The organism is Uliginosibacterium silvisoli, from assembly GCF_036017035.1.
GTDB lineage: Bacteria > Pseudomonadota > Gammaproteobacteria > Burkholderiales > Rhodocyclaceae > Viridibacterium > Viridibacterium silvisoli.
Genome location: NZ_JAYXHS010000002.1, coordinates 735,959 through 752,901, shown reverse-complemented (window position 1 = coordinate 752,901; position 16,943 = coordinate 735,959). Strand labels below are relative to the sequence as shown.

Here is a 16,943-nt window from a genome sequence, read left to right as displayed (position 1 = left end):
CCTCAAGGCGCGATGCCAACCGGGCAATAAGCCCAAGCGCGAGTCGCGAAAGCAACCTTGCATGCGCTGCTGATCGTGATGCTCCCCCCTATAGCGGCGACGTAATGATAGTTGGTGGTCGTTGTCGTGTTGATGCATGTACCCACCCAGTCGATGGTCACCGAGGCCTCATTAGCAGGCCCCGCCTCCCAGCCCTGAAACCGGGTCACGTTACCTGCAAGTACCGTCGCCTCCATGTTGTCGAGGGCGCACTGTGGATTTACACGCAACGACCTGGCAATCTGGCCCGTCTGTGCTGGATTGTTACGTTTGACGCCGGTGTCCGTATTGAGCGTTTCAACAGTCGACGACAGCTCGAACCCTGCACTGGGGTTCCATAGGCGATCAGACACCTCAATCCGCTCTCGTGCAGCGACAAACTGCGCCTGTTTCGCCAGAGAAACCTTGCCGTCAGCGGTGATGAGAGTCACAGCCACGGCATGGTCGGCGGCGCCCCGAATACTGGCTGGCATTTCGATCTCAACGCTGGTCATCGACCACTTCGTGAACGGTACGACTATCTTGCCATTTGGGAACTGACCAATCATTTCGACGCGCCCTGACAGTTCGCCGAAGCAACGTCCCCATATGCTTGTCTTACCACCGGGCTTCAGGTGACCCTCGACTTCAGCGATCGCAGGTGGCCCTTTGTCGTTGCATTTGAGGTCGATGGCGCTGTTTGTCTGGCTGACGTTAATGGCAGTGGCTCTATCGAGGGGTACATTCGCCGTAGTCGAGCGGATCACTGCGCCACGCAAGGCTTGATTCTGAGCCGGTTGCCGAGTGCCGCCACTGACGGTTTTTGGAGGTCCGGCCTTCTGCGCCAGGTCGGCATCAATCTGGCGCTTTAACGCTCCTGCCGTGCTGCGCTTGCCGTCGACCGTGATGACAGCCTCGTCTGGCATATAGAGCAGCCCCTTGACCGGCTTGGTCGTCGCGGAGGCAGTGGCGGCTGCGCCGGGTTTTTGCAGCACCGCTGTGCTTGCGAAGGCGGGTGAAGCAATAGCAGTCGCGGCCAGCAGTGTCACGACAAGCCTCACGGTCTCCAATGAGCTGCTTGCTCGTGTATGCGTGTTGCAAGCTGGCCGTAGGTATTCATGGCTCATGACGACTCTCCAGAGCTTGAGTTCGCAGTCGGACTTGTGTCGGCTACCTTCAACGCAGGCCAGCCGCACATGCTCGTCACATCGAGTGTCACGCTTCATTCGCAGAGACACTAGCGGCGTCACTCTAACTACTTTGGATAACGTCAATCCCCCCTGCGAAGGGGGGATATGCCCACACCCTTTCGGGCACGATGCGGCTCGTCGTTCACGCCTTCACGATTTATCTCTTTTTCAAGAAAAATCGGGGACGGACCCCCAGCTAAAGCACTGCCATAGACAATCAGAAAGCGTTCACGCTTGAGCCAAGTAGGGTGAGCAATGCGCACCCAACGCCTGTGGCATGTGTCTCACAGGAAAAAAGGCCACGCAATGCGTGGCCTTCTGGCTTCCGGACAGATCAGCTCCCAGTCGCTACTTCGCTGCAGTAGTGGCTGCCACGGTATCCCGTACCGCATAGAACTCCGAGAACGACGGCAGCCCGTTGCCGACCGAGGTCGTGATCAAGCGGATGGCAGACACCTTCTCTTCGATGTTGATCGAGTACGAAGTGCTCGACCCTGAGCCGAACCCCTCGTCGATGGTGATCCACTTCAGCCCCTTGAGAATCTGGATCTTGTAAGTGCTCAGACGCGACTCGTGCTCCTTGAATCGCAACTGGAACACCTCGGTCGGCACCAGGAAGCTGATCGCGATCCAGGTCTGGGCCTTTGTCGTGCCCGCCTCCCAGCGAGTGGCGAAATTATTGTCCCCGGCCTTTTCCACGCCGTGCGCCCAGCCGGACTGGCTCGACGCTGCGTAAAGCGAGGGAATGCGTACTTCGTCTGCGTGAGCGGCGGTACTGAAAACTGCTGCAACCAGAAGCGGTGTTGAAACGGCAAGACAAGCTCTGGAAATACTCTTCCATGCGTGATGCATTGTTTTCTCCTTTGGTGAGCTGCGGTCTAACCACCCTTGGGACTGGTGGAGGATTTCCATCGACTGCGGTCGTACCGGCCTGGCGTGCGACTGCCGGCTGCTGTTTATGCCGTCTGCAAGCGGTACGGGCTCACTATACTTTGGAAATGTGCAGGTTGTGGCAGGCTTCAGAACAGGCGTGGCTTGATCGACACGGAATCACTTCCAGCTTGCTCACTCGACGAAACAATGTTCCCGGTACCTTACGTGTGCGACAGCCAGGTAGGGTGCGCCGGCGGCTCACACCCACGCACTTACACGCTCACTCCATGCTGAACCCTATGCCCACTGCAAGCCAATTCGCCACCAACCTCCGCCAGCAACTCGCCACGCTGGCAGACCCCACACGCGCAGCACCGATGGCGGCTTACATGAAACAGCGTTTCGTGTTCTTCGGCATCCCGTCGCCGGCACGGCGGGCAGCGGTGAAAGCGCAGGTGGCGGGCCTGGGACGCGCGCCAGATGCCGACTGGCTGCTGGCGGTGGCTGAAGCCTTGTGGGGTTTCGATGAGCGCGAGTGTCAGTACGTGGCGGTGGATCTGCTGGTGAAGTTCGCGGCGCGTTTCGAGGCGTCGCACGAGCCGCGGCTGGCGGCGCTGGTGCAGGCGAAGGCCTGGTGGGATTCGGCGGATCTGATCGCGGCGCATGTGTATGGCAGCCTGTGCCGCCGCGCACCGGCATTGCAGGCACGGCTGGATGCGTATGCCACGCACGAGGATATGTGGCTGCGTCGCGTGGCGATCCTGCATCAGCTGAACTACGCGGGCGAGACGGATCGTGCACGCCTTGATGCCATCCTGAAAGCGAATCTGGATCACACGGATTTTTTCATCCGCAAGGCGATGGGCTGGGCGCTGCGCCAGTTTGCGCGCCACGATGCGGCGTGGGTGCGCGACTGGGTGGTGGAAAATGCCGATCGGGTATCTGGTTTGACGCGGCGCGAGGCGCTGAAGCGGCTCTGAAATGTTCTGCGGTTCGCGTAGGGCGGAACATAAAGCGGTTCCGCCAGCCGCCGAGAGGCTGCATTTACGTCAGGTACGCCTTGGCCCTGACTCGGCGGAACCTCCGGAGGAGTTCCGCCCTACGCCACCCGATCATGCCTGAAGCATGAGCCATGAGCCATGAGACCGGCGGCGGGGCCGCGCGTGCGACTACACCGGCAAACTCGCTATAGCTGTCAGCGCCCGGCAGCGGTGACACGCCATACCGTGTTACCGACGTCATCAGCAATGAGCAGCGCGCCCTCCTTGTCCTGCGCCAGACCCACAGGCGCGCCGTACAGTTGCGATTCGTCCTGCGAGAAGAAGCCGCTGACGACAGGCTGTGGCGCGCCAACCGGCCGGCCATTCTGGAAGCTCACGAAGACGACTTCGTAACCACTCAACGGCGAGCGGTCCCAGCTGCCGTGCTCGCTGATGAAGGCGCCACTCTGGTATCTGGCGGGCAGCGCGTTGGCGTCGGTCATCAACAGGCCGAGCGGTGCAACGTGTGAGCCCAGCGAGTAGTCCGGCTTGATGGCCTTGGCCACGAGATCGGGCCGCTGTGGCATGACGCGTTTGTCGACATGCTGGCCGTAATAGCTGTATGGCCAGCCGTAGAAGCCGCCTTCCTGCACCGAGGTCAGGTAGTCGGGTACAAGGTCCGCGCCGATTTCGTCTCGCTCATTGACGATGGCCCAGAGCTTGCCACTCTGTTTTTCCCAGCCGAGTCCCGTCGGATTGCGCAAGCCGGATGCATAAATGCGGCTGCCACCGGTGGCTACATCCACTTCGAGCACGTCCGCGCGACGGTACTCCACGTCCAGACCGTTTTCCGTGATGTTGCTGTTGGAGCCCACGCCAACATACAGCTTCGTGCCCGCGGCGTTAGCCAGCAGTGCTTTGGTCCAGTGGTGGTTGATGGTGCTGGGCAGATCCGCGAACACCACGCCGGGTGCGCCAATCTCGGTCTGGCCTACCGTGTACGGGAACCTGACGATGTTGTCGGTATTGGCAACGTAGAGAAAATTACCGATCAATTGCAATCCGAACGGTGAATTCAGCCCCTTGAGGAAAACGTGTTTCTCCCAAGTCGCACCGTTCTTGCGCAGCAGGGTGATCTGGTTGCCGCCCTTGGCTCCTTTGCCCGACTTGCCCTTGATGATGCCGGCGATCAACTGCTTGGGCGTGGTCGTAGCTTCGGTGCCCGGGCCGTTGGATTCGACCACCAGCACATCGCCATTGGGCAGCGTGAGCAACTGGCGCGGGTGCTTGAGCCCATCGGCCACACGCTCGATATGCAGACCGGTCGCGACTTGCGGCATCTGGCCCTGCTTCCAGCCAACCCCGTCGGGGACCTGCATCGGCGGCATGATGAAGTTCTTCGCCGCGGGCAATGTCGGCTCGCTGCCCGATTGCTCGGCAGGTTTGAATGAGGCGTGCTCGCTGCATCCGGCAAGGCTTAACGATGCCAACGCGATGACGCTCAGAAAGTAATCGCCAGGAAAGCAATTCTTACGCATGTGTCGCGCTCCCGATCGGGCTGCGTTGAATCGAGACGAGCACGTTCCCGATGGACAAAAGGACCACAGTGAGCGTCGACAGCAGTACCCCGGCGGGCACCACGCCATAGGCGTCGCGGCTATGCACGAAGGCGTTGACGATGGCGACCACGATTGCCAGCAGATTGAGCCAGAAGTCGAGCTTGTCAGTTGCCAGCGATGCGCGGCGGGACGTGATCCATACCCGCACCAGATTGATCAGCCGCGGGATTACCGCGAACAGCAAACCGATGGCGATCAGCCAGGCCGCGCCCTTGTTCCACTGCAACTCGAAGGTGCGGACATAGAGCACGTCGAAAATCAGCCCAGCCGTAAAGCAGCCGAACGGGACGGGATTGAGCAGCCCGTAGACCGCATTGGCGGCGGAGCCACAAAGGTTGGAACCGGATTTCATGAGAGGGCTTTCACGGGCAATGTCATCAAGACCAGGTCGCAGCCAGCAAGCCGCTCTTGGCACGGTGCGGACTCAGCGTGCGCTCGGTTGCCGCGCCATCTGTACGTCGGCGACCGTACGCTGGAGTCACAAGCGCCGTGCCCGGCCCGTGAAGGCACGACCTGCGCATCACCGATGGCAGTGTGAAGGCGCGCTTACCCCCTCACCTCACGTGCCCCGGACGGCCACTGAACGAGAGCAAAGCGATGTTTTGAAAGCAAGCCAATGGAGCGCGGCCTCGCGCCCAAAGTCGCGTGCAAGCCAGAAATGTAGTTCTCATTTCAAGTGCACCACACGGGCGCCAAGCCCGTTCACCCCGATCAGGGGGAGTTGAACGGGGCCCAGCCGTTCGAAGAGGCTGGCGAGCCAGGTTTGTTTCCCCCTCCTCCGATTTTCCACTGACCACGTGTGACTTTCCGCGAAGGCGCGAAGGTGAGTACGCCGGGGAAGTGCGCGGCCTTGTCGTGTGCCTGGACGCCCATGGTGTCACCGACGTACATGGTCGCGGACCACTCGAAGGTTTCGGTAGCGCTGCCTGGGTTCAGATAGGTAATGTCGAATGGCGTGCGCAGGTCGATGAAGAAACGCCCGATGACCATGTCCGCTTCGTGGAACGATTGCGGCTTGTCGCCGCACAGTTCGAAACGGTTGTCCGGCACCATGTTCTTTACCCGCGAAGCGCTCAAGGGATCCAGTGGCAATGCCCTGTCAGCCATGATCTGGGCATTTTGCTTCGCAGTTTCCGGGTGGGGACTGGCGTAAAAATTCTGGCCGAGCACGGCGATTCTCTGCTCCTGGTCCTGGAAGGTCTTGTCACCCCAGTGATTGACGACCCAGTTATTGACGATGGCAATGAACCGGAGCCGTGCGTCTTCCAGCAGGTTGGGGTAACGCTGTTCGAACCAGGCTTCCTGAGCGAAGACCTGACCATCCTTCGGATCTTCGAGAATGCTGACATGGTCAAACATCCCCGGCTCGACGCCAACCGCCCCCGGCCGAGGCGATGCGCACAGACATAGCGTTCCATCAGCCAGTTGCTGCGCCGGCCCGTTGAGAATGGAGCACAAGGGACCGGCATCTTTTGTTCCTGGCATGAAGCACCTCCTCGCTGTTGCTACTGATTCGTGAAAGAGCTCGACGGGGTTCTGTATCTGAATCAAGCCGAAGCCAGCATAGCCCAGATCCCCGGCAGATTCGGGCTTGCTTCCCCTGCGTGCATCTGCCTTTTCAATCCGGCGCTCAGGCTGAAAGCGGAGGCAGACATGCAGCCCGGATACAGCGCGGCAGAGCCGCGGCTTTCTTGCCAACGGCCGCTGCGATCTTCACCCGCTGCTTGCTGATCCGAAGGTTAGCCCCGCCGATAGATCTGGATAAGGTCACATGTTGGATAGTCATTCCTGACGGTATCGAGTGACACACTGATCTTCAGGGCGCCGGTTCCCGTCTTGCTGTTGGTCGTAGTCAGACTGGAGTCGATACCACCTCCGGGATTGAAGATCACGCCCGTCAATTTGGCTGAATGCTTGATTGCTCTGCCTCTGTTCGTCGGCCCCCAGAAGACCACGATATCGTTGTTTTGCGCAGCGTTCGTATCGAGCCCACCAATCAGGTTGTACTCGTCGCTCAGGACGATTGTCATGTCGGTTCCAGACGTAACCGTGTAGCCATGACGCGTATAAGTGTCGAGCGCATAGCCATGGCAGAAAAAGCGGTGATCGGGATTGGCCGGGATGGGTGCGACGGGTCGCCAGGCAACAACGCGCCTGCCCAGATCCGTACGAACCGCAATCAACTCTCCGGCCACGCCGTTCGCAGTGTCAGCGCGTAAAACCATATCGCCATTCGCCAAGTTGTATGCCTGCATGTCGCTCTCCGCTGTGCTTGATGAGAAATACCGACCGACCGGCCTCATGCGGCCGGCTCATCAAAAACTAGCATTCGCGATGAAGATCACGAGTGCCCAGACGGGTATCGCTTCACGCCATGCGGTAATGGTCGGCACGTATCCCGTAGAGCGCGCTCTGACGCAGGGGGTGCGGGAACACTGCGACCTGACTGACAATGCTCAGCCGCGAATTGACGATGGACAAGGCGCGCTGAGTCCGGGAAAACCAATCGCCCCATGGCGCCGCTTCTTGAGCAAAATGGAGGTCCCTCCTTCCACGCCTCTTGCCGCACATGGACGCTCTCCTCTCACAGCTCGTTACAGCGGTGCCACGCGCCGGGTCTACGGAAGAACTCACGCGCCCCTTGCTGGAACTGCTCGGCACGGTCGCGGGCATGGAGTCGACTTACCTGACTACGATCGACCTGCAAGCCAGCGTCCAGCACGTGCTGTATGCCCGCAACGTGGGCGAGATGCAGATTCCGGAGGGGCTCGATGTACCCTGGGACGACACGTTGTGCAAGCGCTCGCTCGACGAGGGCCGCACCTATACGCCCGATGTCGCCGACTGCTGGGGCGACTCGGCTGCGGCGCGTGCGCTGGGCATCCGCACCTATGTGAGTACGCCGGTACGCAGTCAGGGCGGCGAACTGCTCGGCACCTTGTGTGCCGCGAGCGGCGTATCGCGATCGCTGACGCCCGACACGGAAAAACTCCTGCAACTGTTTTCGCAACTCATCGGCACCTGGCTGGAGCGCGAGCGCCTGTTGCTGCAACTGACGGAGACGAATGCTCGTCTGGCGACGCATGCCTTGGTCGACGTGCTCACCGGCCTGCTCAATCGACGCGCCATTACCGACACGCTCGAACGAGCGCTCGCGCAGGCCAAACGCGAGGACACCTGCGTGCTGGTCGGGCTGATCGACATGGATGGCTTCAAGCACATCAATGACACTTACGGCCACCAGACCGGAGACCTCTTCCTGCAAGAGACCGCACGACGCTTGCGCGACACCTTGCGCACGATGGACTCGATCGGCCGCCTTGGCGGCGATGAGTTCGGCATCGTCGCACCCGGCCCGGCTGAAAACGCTGACCTCGCTGCCGAGCTGCTCGCAGCCCGCATCACCGCCGCGACCACCGGCAAGTTCCGGCTCAAGGACGTCCAGTTCGACTACGCAGGCGCCAGCGTCGGCGTGGTCTACATCAGTCCCGATACCGCCGACGCCGACGAGGCTTTTCGCCTGGCGGATACGGAGATGTATCGCATCAAGCGCCAGCGACGCGCGTCGTAACGACAAAGGCGGGTCGCTGCAGCGTGAGAACCAGTGATTGCAACGAAAAGGCCGCGCATTGCACGGCCTTTTGTTTCACGCAGCAATCACGTCCGGGGTGACGGCAGCAGCAGTCTGTAGCGCCCTGCTCCAGCGCTCGACCTCTCTTCCCCGTATGATCCCGCCCTCGCCATTCACCCTTGTCACACCATGAGATTCAACCTGAAAGTCCCCTTCGCCGAGAAAGATGCAGCCAAGGCACTCGGTGCGCGCTGGGATGCGGCGAGCAAGCTTTGGTACGTCGAGGGCAAGGCGGACATGGCGCCGTTCGCGAAGTGGAGCCCCACGCCGCGTGACGGAGCGGCGCCCTCATCCGCAGCGCCGAGTCGCGCGCCTGTGAAGGCGAAAGCGCAAAGCGCGTCCGCGGGCATCGTGCAGATCGGCAGCCGGTATGTCGAGCTGCCGCGTGTCTGCGAATGCCTGCCTTGGGATGTGTGCGACAAGTGCCGCGCTACGGCCTTGTCGGCCTGAGAGGCTGTGCTTGGGCATTGATTGCCCGCGCCGACGCCGGTTTGGTAGGTCGGAAAAGCGCAGCGCCTTCCGACGTCGGGCACTCAAGTGGGGGCAAGCCGTGGTCGTGCGTTTGATGTCGGAAGGCGCTTTGCTTTTCCGACCTACGATTCCTTGGCTCAGGTGAGCCGTGCGGGACCACTTTCGCTACCGCCCCACGCCTCTGCGGCGAAGGGCTTGTGCAGGGGTCTCGCAACAGTGAGCCCGCCTTGTTGGCGATGATTTCCTGAAGATTTTTCGCTGCTTACGAAAACCCATACATGCGAACAAGAACTGACTGGGCAAGCGACATCCTGGCCTCGCATGCGCGACTGCTTGGCGTGGCGCTCGCGCCTGCAAGCCTCGGCCCGGAAGCCGCCGTGCGCTGGCTCGATGAAGAGGCGGATTTCTGCGTGCTGGCGCATGACGCGAGCGCTGACCCGCGCTTTGTCTATGCGAATGCGGCCACGCTGCGTTGCTTCGGTTATGACGCCGACGAGTTCATCGGTCTGCCTTCGCGCCTCTCTGCCGAAGCACCCAATCGCGAGGAGCGTGATGCGCTCTTGCAGCGTGTGACGCGTGATGGCTTCGCAACCGGCTATCGCGGCTTGCGCATCGCGAAGGACGGGGCACGTTTCTGGATCGAGGATGTGACGGTGTGGAACCTGGTGGATGCGGCAGGCACGCGGATCGGGCAAGCCGCCACGTACCGCAGGATCACGGCTGTCTGAGGCCGGGCATCCCCCCTGCAACCAAGCCCTAGCGACTGTCTGCCACAGCTGAGAACTGGCTGATCACCTGCTGCACCTGACGGGTGCTGTCGTGAATGCCGTGGATGGCCGAGCCCGCTGCATTGGCCAGTTCGACACCCCGCTCGGCCTGCGCCAGCATGGTCTCCATGCTCGTACAGGCGGTCTGCGTGCCCTTGCCGATGCTGTCGATCATCGAGGAGATCTCGGTAGTCGACATGCGTGTGCGTTCGGCGAGTTTGCGCACTTCGTCGGCGACGACGGCGAAGCCTCGACCCTGCTCGCCGGCGCGCGCCGCTTCGATGGCAGCGTTGAGCGCCAGCAGGTTGGTCTGATCGGCGATCTCCTGGATCGTCGCAACGATGGAGGTGATGCGCGAGGACTGCGCGCCCAGGTCGGTAATGAAGCCTGAGGAGTCGCGCACGCAACCGGCGATGCCGCGCATGGCATCGGCTGCCGCATCGATCACGCCCTCGCCTTTCTGGGAGATGGTGCCGGTTTCGGCCGCGAGGCGGTTCGCTTCGCGGGCGTTCTCGACATCGCGCTGCACGCGCGACACCTTGTCGGTGATGTCGCTCGCGAATTTGACGATCTTGTAGAGCCGCCCCTGGTCGTCGAACATCGGGTTGTAGGAAGCCTCCAGCCAGATCTCGCCGCCGCCTTTCGATACACGCTTGAACTCTCCGGAGATGAATTCACCTCGGTTCAGGCGCGCCCAGAAATCCCGGTATTCGGCGGACTCCACCAGCGCGCGATCGCAGAACATGCTGTGATGCCTGCCCTGGATCTCGGGCAAGGTGTAACGCATGGTCTTGAGGAAGTTCTCGTTGGCACATACGACGGTGCCATCCAGATTGAATTCGATCATCGCCATTGCACGGCTGATCGCGTTGACCTTGCTCTGCTTCTCGTGCGCCTCGATGATCTTGGCCGTCACGTCGGTCGCGAACTTGATCACCTTGACGACGCGCCCCTGCACATCTTTCAAAGGATTGTAGGAAGCCTCCAGCCAGATCGGCCTGCCCTGGCTGTCGCGCCGGCGAAAGAGCGCCGAGGTGTGTTCTCCCTGGCGCAATTTTTCCCAGAAGCGCGCGTAGTCTGGCGAGGCGACATAGTCTGGTTCGCAGAACATGCGGTGGTGTTGCCCGCGAATCTCCTCGAGCCTGTAGCCCATGGTCTTCAGGAAATTCTCGTTGGCGGTGAGGATGACGCCATCTGCAGTGAATTCGATGACGGCGGTGGAGTGATCAAGTGCGTCTAGCACGGCAGCCTGCCCCTGCAGGCGCTGTTGCAGCGCCTCCCCCTCCGCCTTGCGGGCTGCGGCACTCCCGAAGAGTCGTTCCATCATGCCCATCTTTCTCTCCTCAAACCTGTGAGTGCTGTGAGTGCCGTGTTCATCCGCACGTCATTAGTACGGCGCGGGGGCTAAATACCTTTAGGGTCCGCCCGAGATATACAGGTGACATTCCGGCAGACATTACACAGCATCTCCGTGCTCATGCTGCGCATGAAGAAAGGGCTTCACAACGGGTGCTGAGTCGCGACGCGCTCGCCCCCGCCACACAAAAAACGGGGCGATCGTGCGCCACTGGCTCTGCACTTTGGTGCAAACCACGTCTCCCCTAGGTGCGATGCGCAATACGTCAAAACCATGCAGAGTTCAAAAGCTGGCTCTTGCAAGTACTGCGCAAGAACCGAGCCCTTGCCGGGCTTGCCGGCCAGGCATTCGCAATTCCAAGTTGCTGGACCTCAAGGAGAACCCGTCATGAAACTGAAGACCATGTACGTCAGCGTACTCATTGCTACCTTAGCCAGCACGGCGCTGACGGCCACGGCAGCTGACCTTCGCAAGGCAGCCACGAGCGCCACCAAGGCCGCCAATGACGCTCTGCTGAAAGAGCTACCTTTCTCCGACACCACCGACTTCGCCAACGCCAACAAGGGCCTCATCGAAGCAGCGCCCACAACTCCGATCAAGGGGCCCTCCGGCAACATGATCTGGAACCCGGATCAGTACGGTTTCATCAAGGAAGGCGTGAAAGCGCCGGAGACCGTCAACCCCAGCCTGTGGCGCCAAGCGCAGATCATCACCAAGGCAGGCCTCTACCAGGTTGCCGACGGGATCTATCAGATCCGCAACCTCGACCTGTCCAACATGACCATCATCGAGGGCAAGACGGGCATTACGATCGTCGACCCGCTGGTCTCCTCGGAAACAGCCAAGGTCGGGATTGATCTGTACTTCAAGAACCGCGGCAAGAAGCCCGTCGTTGCCGTGATCTACACGCACAGCCACGTCGACCACTATGGCGGCGTGCGCGGCGTTGTCGACGAGGCTGACGTCAAGGCCGGCAAGGTCAAGATCTACGGGCCAGAAGGTTTCCTCGAAGCGGCCGTCGCCGAGAACGTCATGGCCGGTAACGCCATGAGCCGTCGCGCCAGCTACATGTACGGCAACCTTCTGCCGGCCGATGCCAAAGGCCAGGTGGGTGCCGGGCTGGGCACCACGACATCCGCAGGCACGGTGACGCTGATCCCGCCGACGGACATCATCACCAAGACCGGCGAGAAGAAAGTCATCGACGGCCTGACATACGAATTCCTGATGGCCCCCGGCTCGGAAGCTCCGTCGGAAATGCTGTGGTACATCGAAGAGAAGAAGGCCATCTCCGCAGCGGAAGACATCACGCACACCTTGCACAACACTTACTCGCTGCGTGGCGCCAAGATCCGCGAGCCACTGCCATGGTCAAAGTACATCAACCAGGCGCTTGTCATGTGGGGTAGCAAGGCCGAGGTGATCTTTGCGCAGCACCACTGGCCAACCTGGGGTAATGCCGAGGTCACCAAGCTGATGAAGTCGCAGCGTGACCTGTATCGCTACATCAATGACGAGACCCTGCGCCTCGCGAACATGGGCTACACCCGTGACGAGATCGCCGAACAGTTCAAGCTGCCCGACGGCCTCGCCAAGGCCTGGTCCAATCGCGGCTACTACGGCTCGGTCAGCCATGACGTGAAGGCGACCTACGTGCTGTACCTCGGCTGGTTCGACGGCAATCCGGCAACCTTGCATGAGTTGACCCCGGTGGAAGCCGCCAAGAAGTATGTCGAATTCATGGGCGGCGCAAGCGCGGTGCTGAGCAAGGCCAAGCAGTCGTACGCCAAGGGCGAGTACCGCTGGGTTGCGCAAGTGGTGAAGCACGTGGTGTTTGCGGACCCGACCAACAAGGCGGCACGCGAACTGGAAGCGGATGCGCTGGAGCAGATGGGCTATCAGGCCGAGTCCGGCCCATGGCGCAATTTCTACCTGACCGGTGCGCAGGAGTTGCGTGGTGGCGTCGCCAAGCTGCCAACGCCTAACACCGCCAGCGCTGACACCGTGCGCTCCATGACACCGGAGATGTTCTTCGACTATCTGGGCGTACGCCTCAACGGGCCGAAGGCCGGCACCGCGAAGACTGCCATCAACGTCGATTTCGGCGGGGCCGAGGGCAAGTATCTGCTGGAGCTCGAGAACGGTGTGCTGAACCATACCGCTGCAGCCCAGTCGCCAAATGCGGATGTGGGCCTCAATCTGTCGCGTGACACGCTCAACAAGATCATCCTGAAGGAAGCCAAGCTGGACGATCTCGTCAAATCGGGCGACGTCAAACTAAGCGGCAGCGATGCCAAGCTGAAGGAGTTCCTCGGCTACCTCGATGACTTCGAGTTCTGGTTCAACATCGTTACGCCGTAATCGGGCTTGATGCCGAGGCAACCAGTACCAGAGGAAATGGCCCCTGCGGGGTCATTTTCTTTGGCGGTGACCCGGCGGCGTTAGTGGGCGCCGCCTCCTGTCCCTGATCGTGACGAGGCCGTAAGATCAGCAGTCAGACAGATAGCTTCGCAAAAGGGTAAGGCATGCGTTTTTTCATTCCACTGCTGTTCCGCCTGTTCCTCATGCTGCTGGTACCGATCGCCAGCGCGGCGGAGGCACCTCTGCCGACATCGCAGGCAACGCCGGCTACTGCGGTCTCTCAGGAAGGCGTGCCGGTCAAGGTGCTCAACCGGCAGATTGCAGTGTTCCGTGCGCCGCTGTTCGGCGTGACGCCTGCTGAGCGGGCGCGACGGACTTCGCGCCGCATTGGCGAGCTGCTGGCGCACGCTGGGGCCGGCGTCGTGACCACCCAGCTTGAGCCGCAAGGAAACGTGCTGTTCATCGATGGCTCGATGGCCATCGTGCTGGGGCCGGACGATGTCGACAAACTCAGCGGAGAGACGCTCGACTCGGCGACACAGGCTGTGCGGCAAGCACTTGCCGATGCCATTGCCGAAACGCACGAGTCGCGCGACCGCGGCCGCCAACTGACTGCGCTCTGGCGTTCGGCGCTGGCCACGGTCTTCTTCCTCGCCATCGCGTGGGTCGTGCTGCGCTTCCGTCGCGCAGTGGTCGATCGCACGACGGCGCTGCTGACATCGCGCGCAGATGCCGTGCATGTCGCAGGTGCGCCCATCATCCAGGCGTCATGGTTGCAGGCGCTCGTGCGCTGGCTGGTCAGGGCAGCGGTGTTCCTGGTGCTGGCCATTGCGCTTTATGAGTGGTTGAGTTTCGTGCTCACCCAGTTTGCCTATACGCGCCCCTGGGGTGAGGCGCTGGGCAGCTACCTGTTCAGTGCGGGGGAGCAACTCGGGTTGGGCATCCTGCATGCGTTGCCCGACCTGTTCGTCGCCGTCCTGATTTTCCTGCTGGCGCGATTCGTGACAGCGGCGCTCGGGCCGGTGTTCGACCGCGTCGAGCGCGGCCAGGGTCGATCGACATGGCTGGACAAGGACACGGCGGCGCCGACGCGCAAGATTGTCAACATCGGTATCTGGCTGTTTGCGCTTGTCATGGCCTATCCCTACCTGCCGGGCGCTGGCAGCGAAGCCTTCAAGGGCGTATCGGTACTGGTCGGCCTGATGATCACGATAGGGGGTTCGAGCCTCATGGGCCAGGGAGCGTCCGGGCTGATCCTGATGTACTCCAAGACCCTGCGCGTCGGTGAGTATGTGCGCATCAACGACCATGAGGGCACGGTCATCGAGCTCGGTACTTTCACCACCAAGATCCGCACGGGGCTCGGCGAGGAGCTCGCCATGCCGAACGCCGTGGTGCTCGGCACGACCACCAAGAACTACTCGCGCGCGGTGAAGGGCTCGGGCTATGTGCTGGATACCGTTGTCACCATCGGCTACGACACGCCGTGGCGACAGGTGCGCGAGATGCTCATCGATGCGGCCGATCTCACCGAGGGTGTGCTGGCGGATCCGAAACCGCGCGTCTTCAAGACTGCGCTGTCCGACTTCTACGTCGAATACCGGCTCGTCTGCCAGGCCGTGCCGTCACAACCACGCCCACGCGCGGAGGTGCTCGACCTGTTGCACGCCAATATCCTGGATGTATTCAATGAGCAGGGCGTGCAGATCATGTCGCCGCACTATCTCGGCGACCCGGACACCTTGAAAGTCACTGCGCCCGACGATCCCTACGCCGCGCCGAAACGCACCAACAAGCCGCCAGCAAGCGCCTGAACTTTTTACAGCAGGAAGGAGCACTCCCCATGTTGATGAAATTCATCAAGACGACAATCATCGGCGGCCTGCTCTTCCTGGTGCCCGTGGTGCTGCTGATCGTCATCTTCGAGAAGGCGCTCAACATCGCGAAGCACGTGGTGGGGCCGCTGGTCACCCACTTCCCCGACAAACCGGTGCTGGGTGTCGCCATCGCCACCTTGATTGCTGCCGCGCTATTGCTGGTCGTGTCCTTCATCGCCGGCCTGATAGGGCAAACCAAGGCAGGCCAGGACTTCGTCGGCTGGATCGAGAAGGTGCTGCTGTCGAAGATGCCGGGCTACCTGGTCGTGCGGGGCATCGTCAGCGACATGACCCACATCGATGAGCTGCAGGACAACCCCAACCGCAAGAGCGTACTGGTGCGCATCGAAGACGCCTGGCAGATCGGCGTGGTGGTGGATGAGCTGAGCACGGGCGAGCTCGCCGTCTTCGTACCCGGTGCGCCTTCGCCACTCTCCGGCTCGCTCTACTACCTCACGCCCGAGCGTGTGCGCCCGAGTGGCCTCACCTTCGGCGAAGCAACGAACATCCTGCGCAGGATCGGTAACGGCTCGGCCGAACACCTCAAGATCGGGCCTTGATGCTCCGGGCCAGCCCTGTTCGGACACTCGCTTCGACACCGCACGACGCACTCCCCCACTCGGCCCCTACCTGTTGATCGGGTCGCACGCCCACACGCAGTACAGGAGTAACTGGAAATGAAGACGAAGATCGCCATAGCCTGCCAGGGCGGCGGCAGCCAGACCGCGTTCACGGCTGGCGTGCTGAAAGGCCTGTTCGAGGAAGGAGTGCATCAGGACTTCGATATCGTGAGCTTCTCCAGGACCTCTGGCGGCTCGATCTGCGCTGCGCTGGCGTGGTATTCGCTGAAGAAAAAGGACCGTGAGCCGTGGCGCCGCATCATCGACTTCTGGGATGAAAACACGGCGCAGACGCCGCAAGAACTCGCTTTCAACAAACTCGTTGTGGAGTCCCTGCGCGCGGTCAGTCGCGGACAAGCGCCGCAGTACAACGTCAGCCCGGCAGAGCCCATGATGGCCGCAATATTCGGCGCAACAACCAGTGCATTCCGCCCGCACTTCACGGATCTGCGCGCGCTACTGGAGGCGCATATCGACTTCGATGAATGGCAGCGCTGGGGCGCGCTCGACAAGGGGCCGGCACTCCTCATCGGCGCAGCGGATGTCCTGTCCGGACAGCTCGTCAAGTTCAGCTCGCGCGCGATGGCGATCCGCGCCGAGCACATCCTCGCCTCATGCGCCGTGCCAAACATCTTCCCGGCCGTCGAGTTCGATGGCAGGGCCTATTGGGATGGACTGTTTTCCGACAATCCGCCCGTCAAGGAGCTGATACGGGCGATCCATGTCGGGGCGGAAAACATGCCGCAGGAATTATGGGTGATCAAGATCAATCCCACGACCTGCGCCAAGGCGCCCGTCTTGCCAGAGGCCATCGGAGACCGTCGCAACCAGCTCGTGGGCAACGTATCCCTCTTCCAGTCGCTGGATACCGTAGCGTTCGTGAACGACCTGCTGGGCATGGGTGCTTTCCATCCCGACTTCCTGAAGAAGTTCGATGTCACGGGCCCGGTACGTATCCCGCGCTCCTACCCCGGCGCGGAAGATCGTGACTACTACATCCCCTTCATCGAAATCTCCGAGGAGCTGCAGGTGAAGCTCGACTACCAGAGCAAGCTCGACCGCAGCCCGGAAAATATCGGCGCGCTGATGGCCGACGGCGAAAAGCAGGCACGGGTGTTTCTGAAAAACCGGGCCTGATCCGGGCACCTATCAGCCCGGCGCAATGACATCGGGTGGCAG

The 16,943-nt window shown here is 61.4% G+C and carries 14 protein-coding genes and 1 pseudogene; 8 read left to right on the top strand and 7 right to left on the bottom strand.

Going from position 1 to position 16,943, the window contains the following annotated elements:
- Positions 1 to 2: 2 nt before the first annotated feature.
- Together VVD49_RS13035 and VVD49_RS13030 are read right to left on the bottom strand one after the other, a co-directional pair.
- Positions 3 to 1,145 carry a hypothetical protein gene (locus VVD49_RS13035; protein ID WP_327599613.1) on the bottom strand — a complete coding sequence of 381 codons (1,143 nt, stop codon included), beginning with the start codon at positions 1,143 to 1,145 and terminating at the stop codon, positions 3 to 5.
- Positions 1,146 to 1,556: 411 nt separating this feature from the next.
- A complete protein-coding gene (locus VVD49_RS13030) occupies positions 1,557 to 2,060 on the bottom strand; it encodes a discoidin domain-containing protein (protein WP_327599612.1) in 504 nt (167 codons plus the stop codon).
- Positions 2,061 to 2,380: 320 nt separating this feature from the next.
- Between VVD49_RS13030 and VVD49_RS13025 the strand changes: the two genes are divergently transcribed.
- The gene (locus VVD49_RS13025; protein ID WP_327599611.1) at positions 2,381 to 3,061 is read left to right on the top strand and encodes a DNA alkylation repair protein; all 681 of its coding nucleotides are present in this window, start codon (positions 2,381 to 2,383) and stop codon (positions 3,059 to 3,061) included.
- A 215-nt stretch (positions 3,062 to 3,276) separates the two neighbouring features.
- On the opposite strand, the gene VVD49_RS13020 is transcribed toward VVD49_RS13025, so the two are convergent.
- From VVD49_RS13020 to VVD49_RS13005, 4 genes are all read right to left on the bottom strand, one after another.
- On the bottom strand, positions 3,277 to 4,599 hold the full coding sequence (locus VVD49_RS13020; RefSeq protein WP_327599610.1) for a PQQ-dependent sugar dehydrogenase: 1,323 nt from the start codon (positions 4,597 to 4,599) through the stop codon (positions 3,277 to 3,279).
- Positions 4,592 to 5,032 carry a DUF2231 domain-containing protein gene (locus tag VVD49_RS13015; RefSeq protein ID WP_327599609.1) on the bottom strand — a complete coding sequence of 147 codons (441 nt, stop codon included), beginning with the start codon at positions 5,030 to 5,032 and terminating at the stop codon, positions 4,592 to 4,594. The genes VVD49_RS13020 and VVD49_RS13015 overlap by 8 nt, the downstream gene beginning before the upstream one ends.
- Before the next feature lie 359 nt (positions 5,033 to 5,391).
- Positions 5,392 to 6,165 (bottom strand): hypothetical protein, encoded by a 774-nt coding sequence (locus tag VVD49_RS13010; RefSeq protein ID WP_327599608.1) that lies wholly within the window; start codon positions 6,163 to 6,165, stop codon positions 5,392 to 5,394.
- Positions 6,166 to 6,419: 254 nt separating this feature from the next.
- A complete protein-coding gene (locus VVD49_RS13005) occupies positions 6,420 to 6,935 on the bottom strand; it encodes a hypothetical protein (RefSeq protein ID WP_327599607.1) in 516 nt (171 codons plus the stop codon).
- Positions 6,936 to 7,249: 314 nt separating this feature from the next.
- Between VVD49_RS13005 and VVD49_RS13000 the strand changes: the two genes are divergently transcribed.
- From VVD49_RS13000 to VVD49_RS12990, 3 genes are all read left to right on the top strand, one after another.
- Positions 7,250 to 8,251: a sensor domain-containing diguanylate cyclase gene (locus tag VVD49_RS13000; protein WP_327599606.1), complete on the top strand. Its 1,002-nt coding sequence runs from the start codon at positions 7,250 to 7,252 to the stop codon at positions 8,249 to 8,251.
- Positions 8,252 to 8,440: 189 nt separating this feature from the next.
- Positions 8,441 to 8,761: a DUF5710 domain-containing protein gene (locus VVD49_RS12995; protein WP_327599605.1), complete on the top strand. Its 321-nt coding sequence runs from the start codon at positions 8,441 to 8,443 to the stop codon at positions 8,759 to 8,761.
- 299 nt (positions 8,762 to 9,060) lie between these two features.
- Entirely contained in the window at positions 9,061 to 9,510 is a 450-nt protein-coding gene (locus tag VVD49_RS12990) for an MEKHLA domain-containing protein (RefSeq protein WP_327599604.1), read from the top strand.
- A gap of 97 nt (positions 9,511 to 9,607) precedes the next feature.
- On the opposite strand, the pseudogene VVD49_RS12985 reads toward VVD49_RS12990, so the two are convergent.
- Positions 9,608 to 10,768: pseudogene (locus VVD49_RS12985) on the bottom strand (methyl-accepting chemotaxis protein); the annotation flags it as partial.
- A 525-nt stretch (positions 10,769 to 11,293) separates the two neighbouring features.
- On the opposite strand from VVD49_RS12985, the gene VVD49_RS12980 reads away from it, so the two are divergent.
- The 4 genes from VVD49_RS12980 (at position 11,294) to VVD49_RS12965 (ending at position 16,901) form a co-directional block, all read left to right on the top strand.
- Complete coding sequence (locus VVD49_RS12980; RefSeq protein WP_327599602.1) at positions 11,294 to 13,267, top strand: alkyl/aryl-sulfatase; 1,974 nt, start codon at positions 11,294 to 11,296, stop codon at positions 13,265 to 13,267.
- Positions 13,268 to 13,431: 164 nt separating this feature from the next.
- Positions 13,432 to 15,081 (top strand): mechanosensitive ion channel family protein, encoded by a 1,650-nt coding sequence (locus VVD49_RS12975; protein ID WP_327599601.1) that lies wholly within the window; start codon positions 13,432 to 13,434, stop codon positions 15,079 to 15,081.
- A gap of 29 nt (positions 15,082 to 15,110) precedes the next feature.
- Positions 15,111 to 15,704: a DUF502 domain-containing protein gene (locus VVD49_RS12970; RefSeq protein WP_327599600.1), complete on the top strand. Its 594-nt coding sequence runs from the start codon at positions 15,111 to 15,113 to the stop codon at positions 15,702 to 15,704.
- 117 nt (positions 15,705 to 15,821) lie between these two features.
- Positions 15,822 to 16,901, top strand: coding sequence for a patatin-like phospholipase family protein (locus VVD49_RS12965; RefSeq protein WP_327599599.1), 1,080 nt, complete (start codon positions 15,822 to 15,824; stop codon positions 16,899 to 16,901).
- The last annotated feature ends 42 nt before the right edge of the window (positions 16,902 to 16,943 follow it).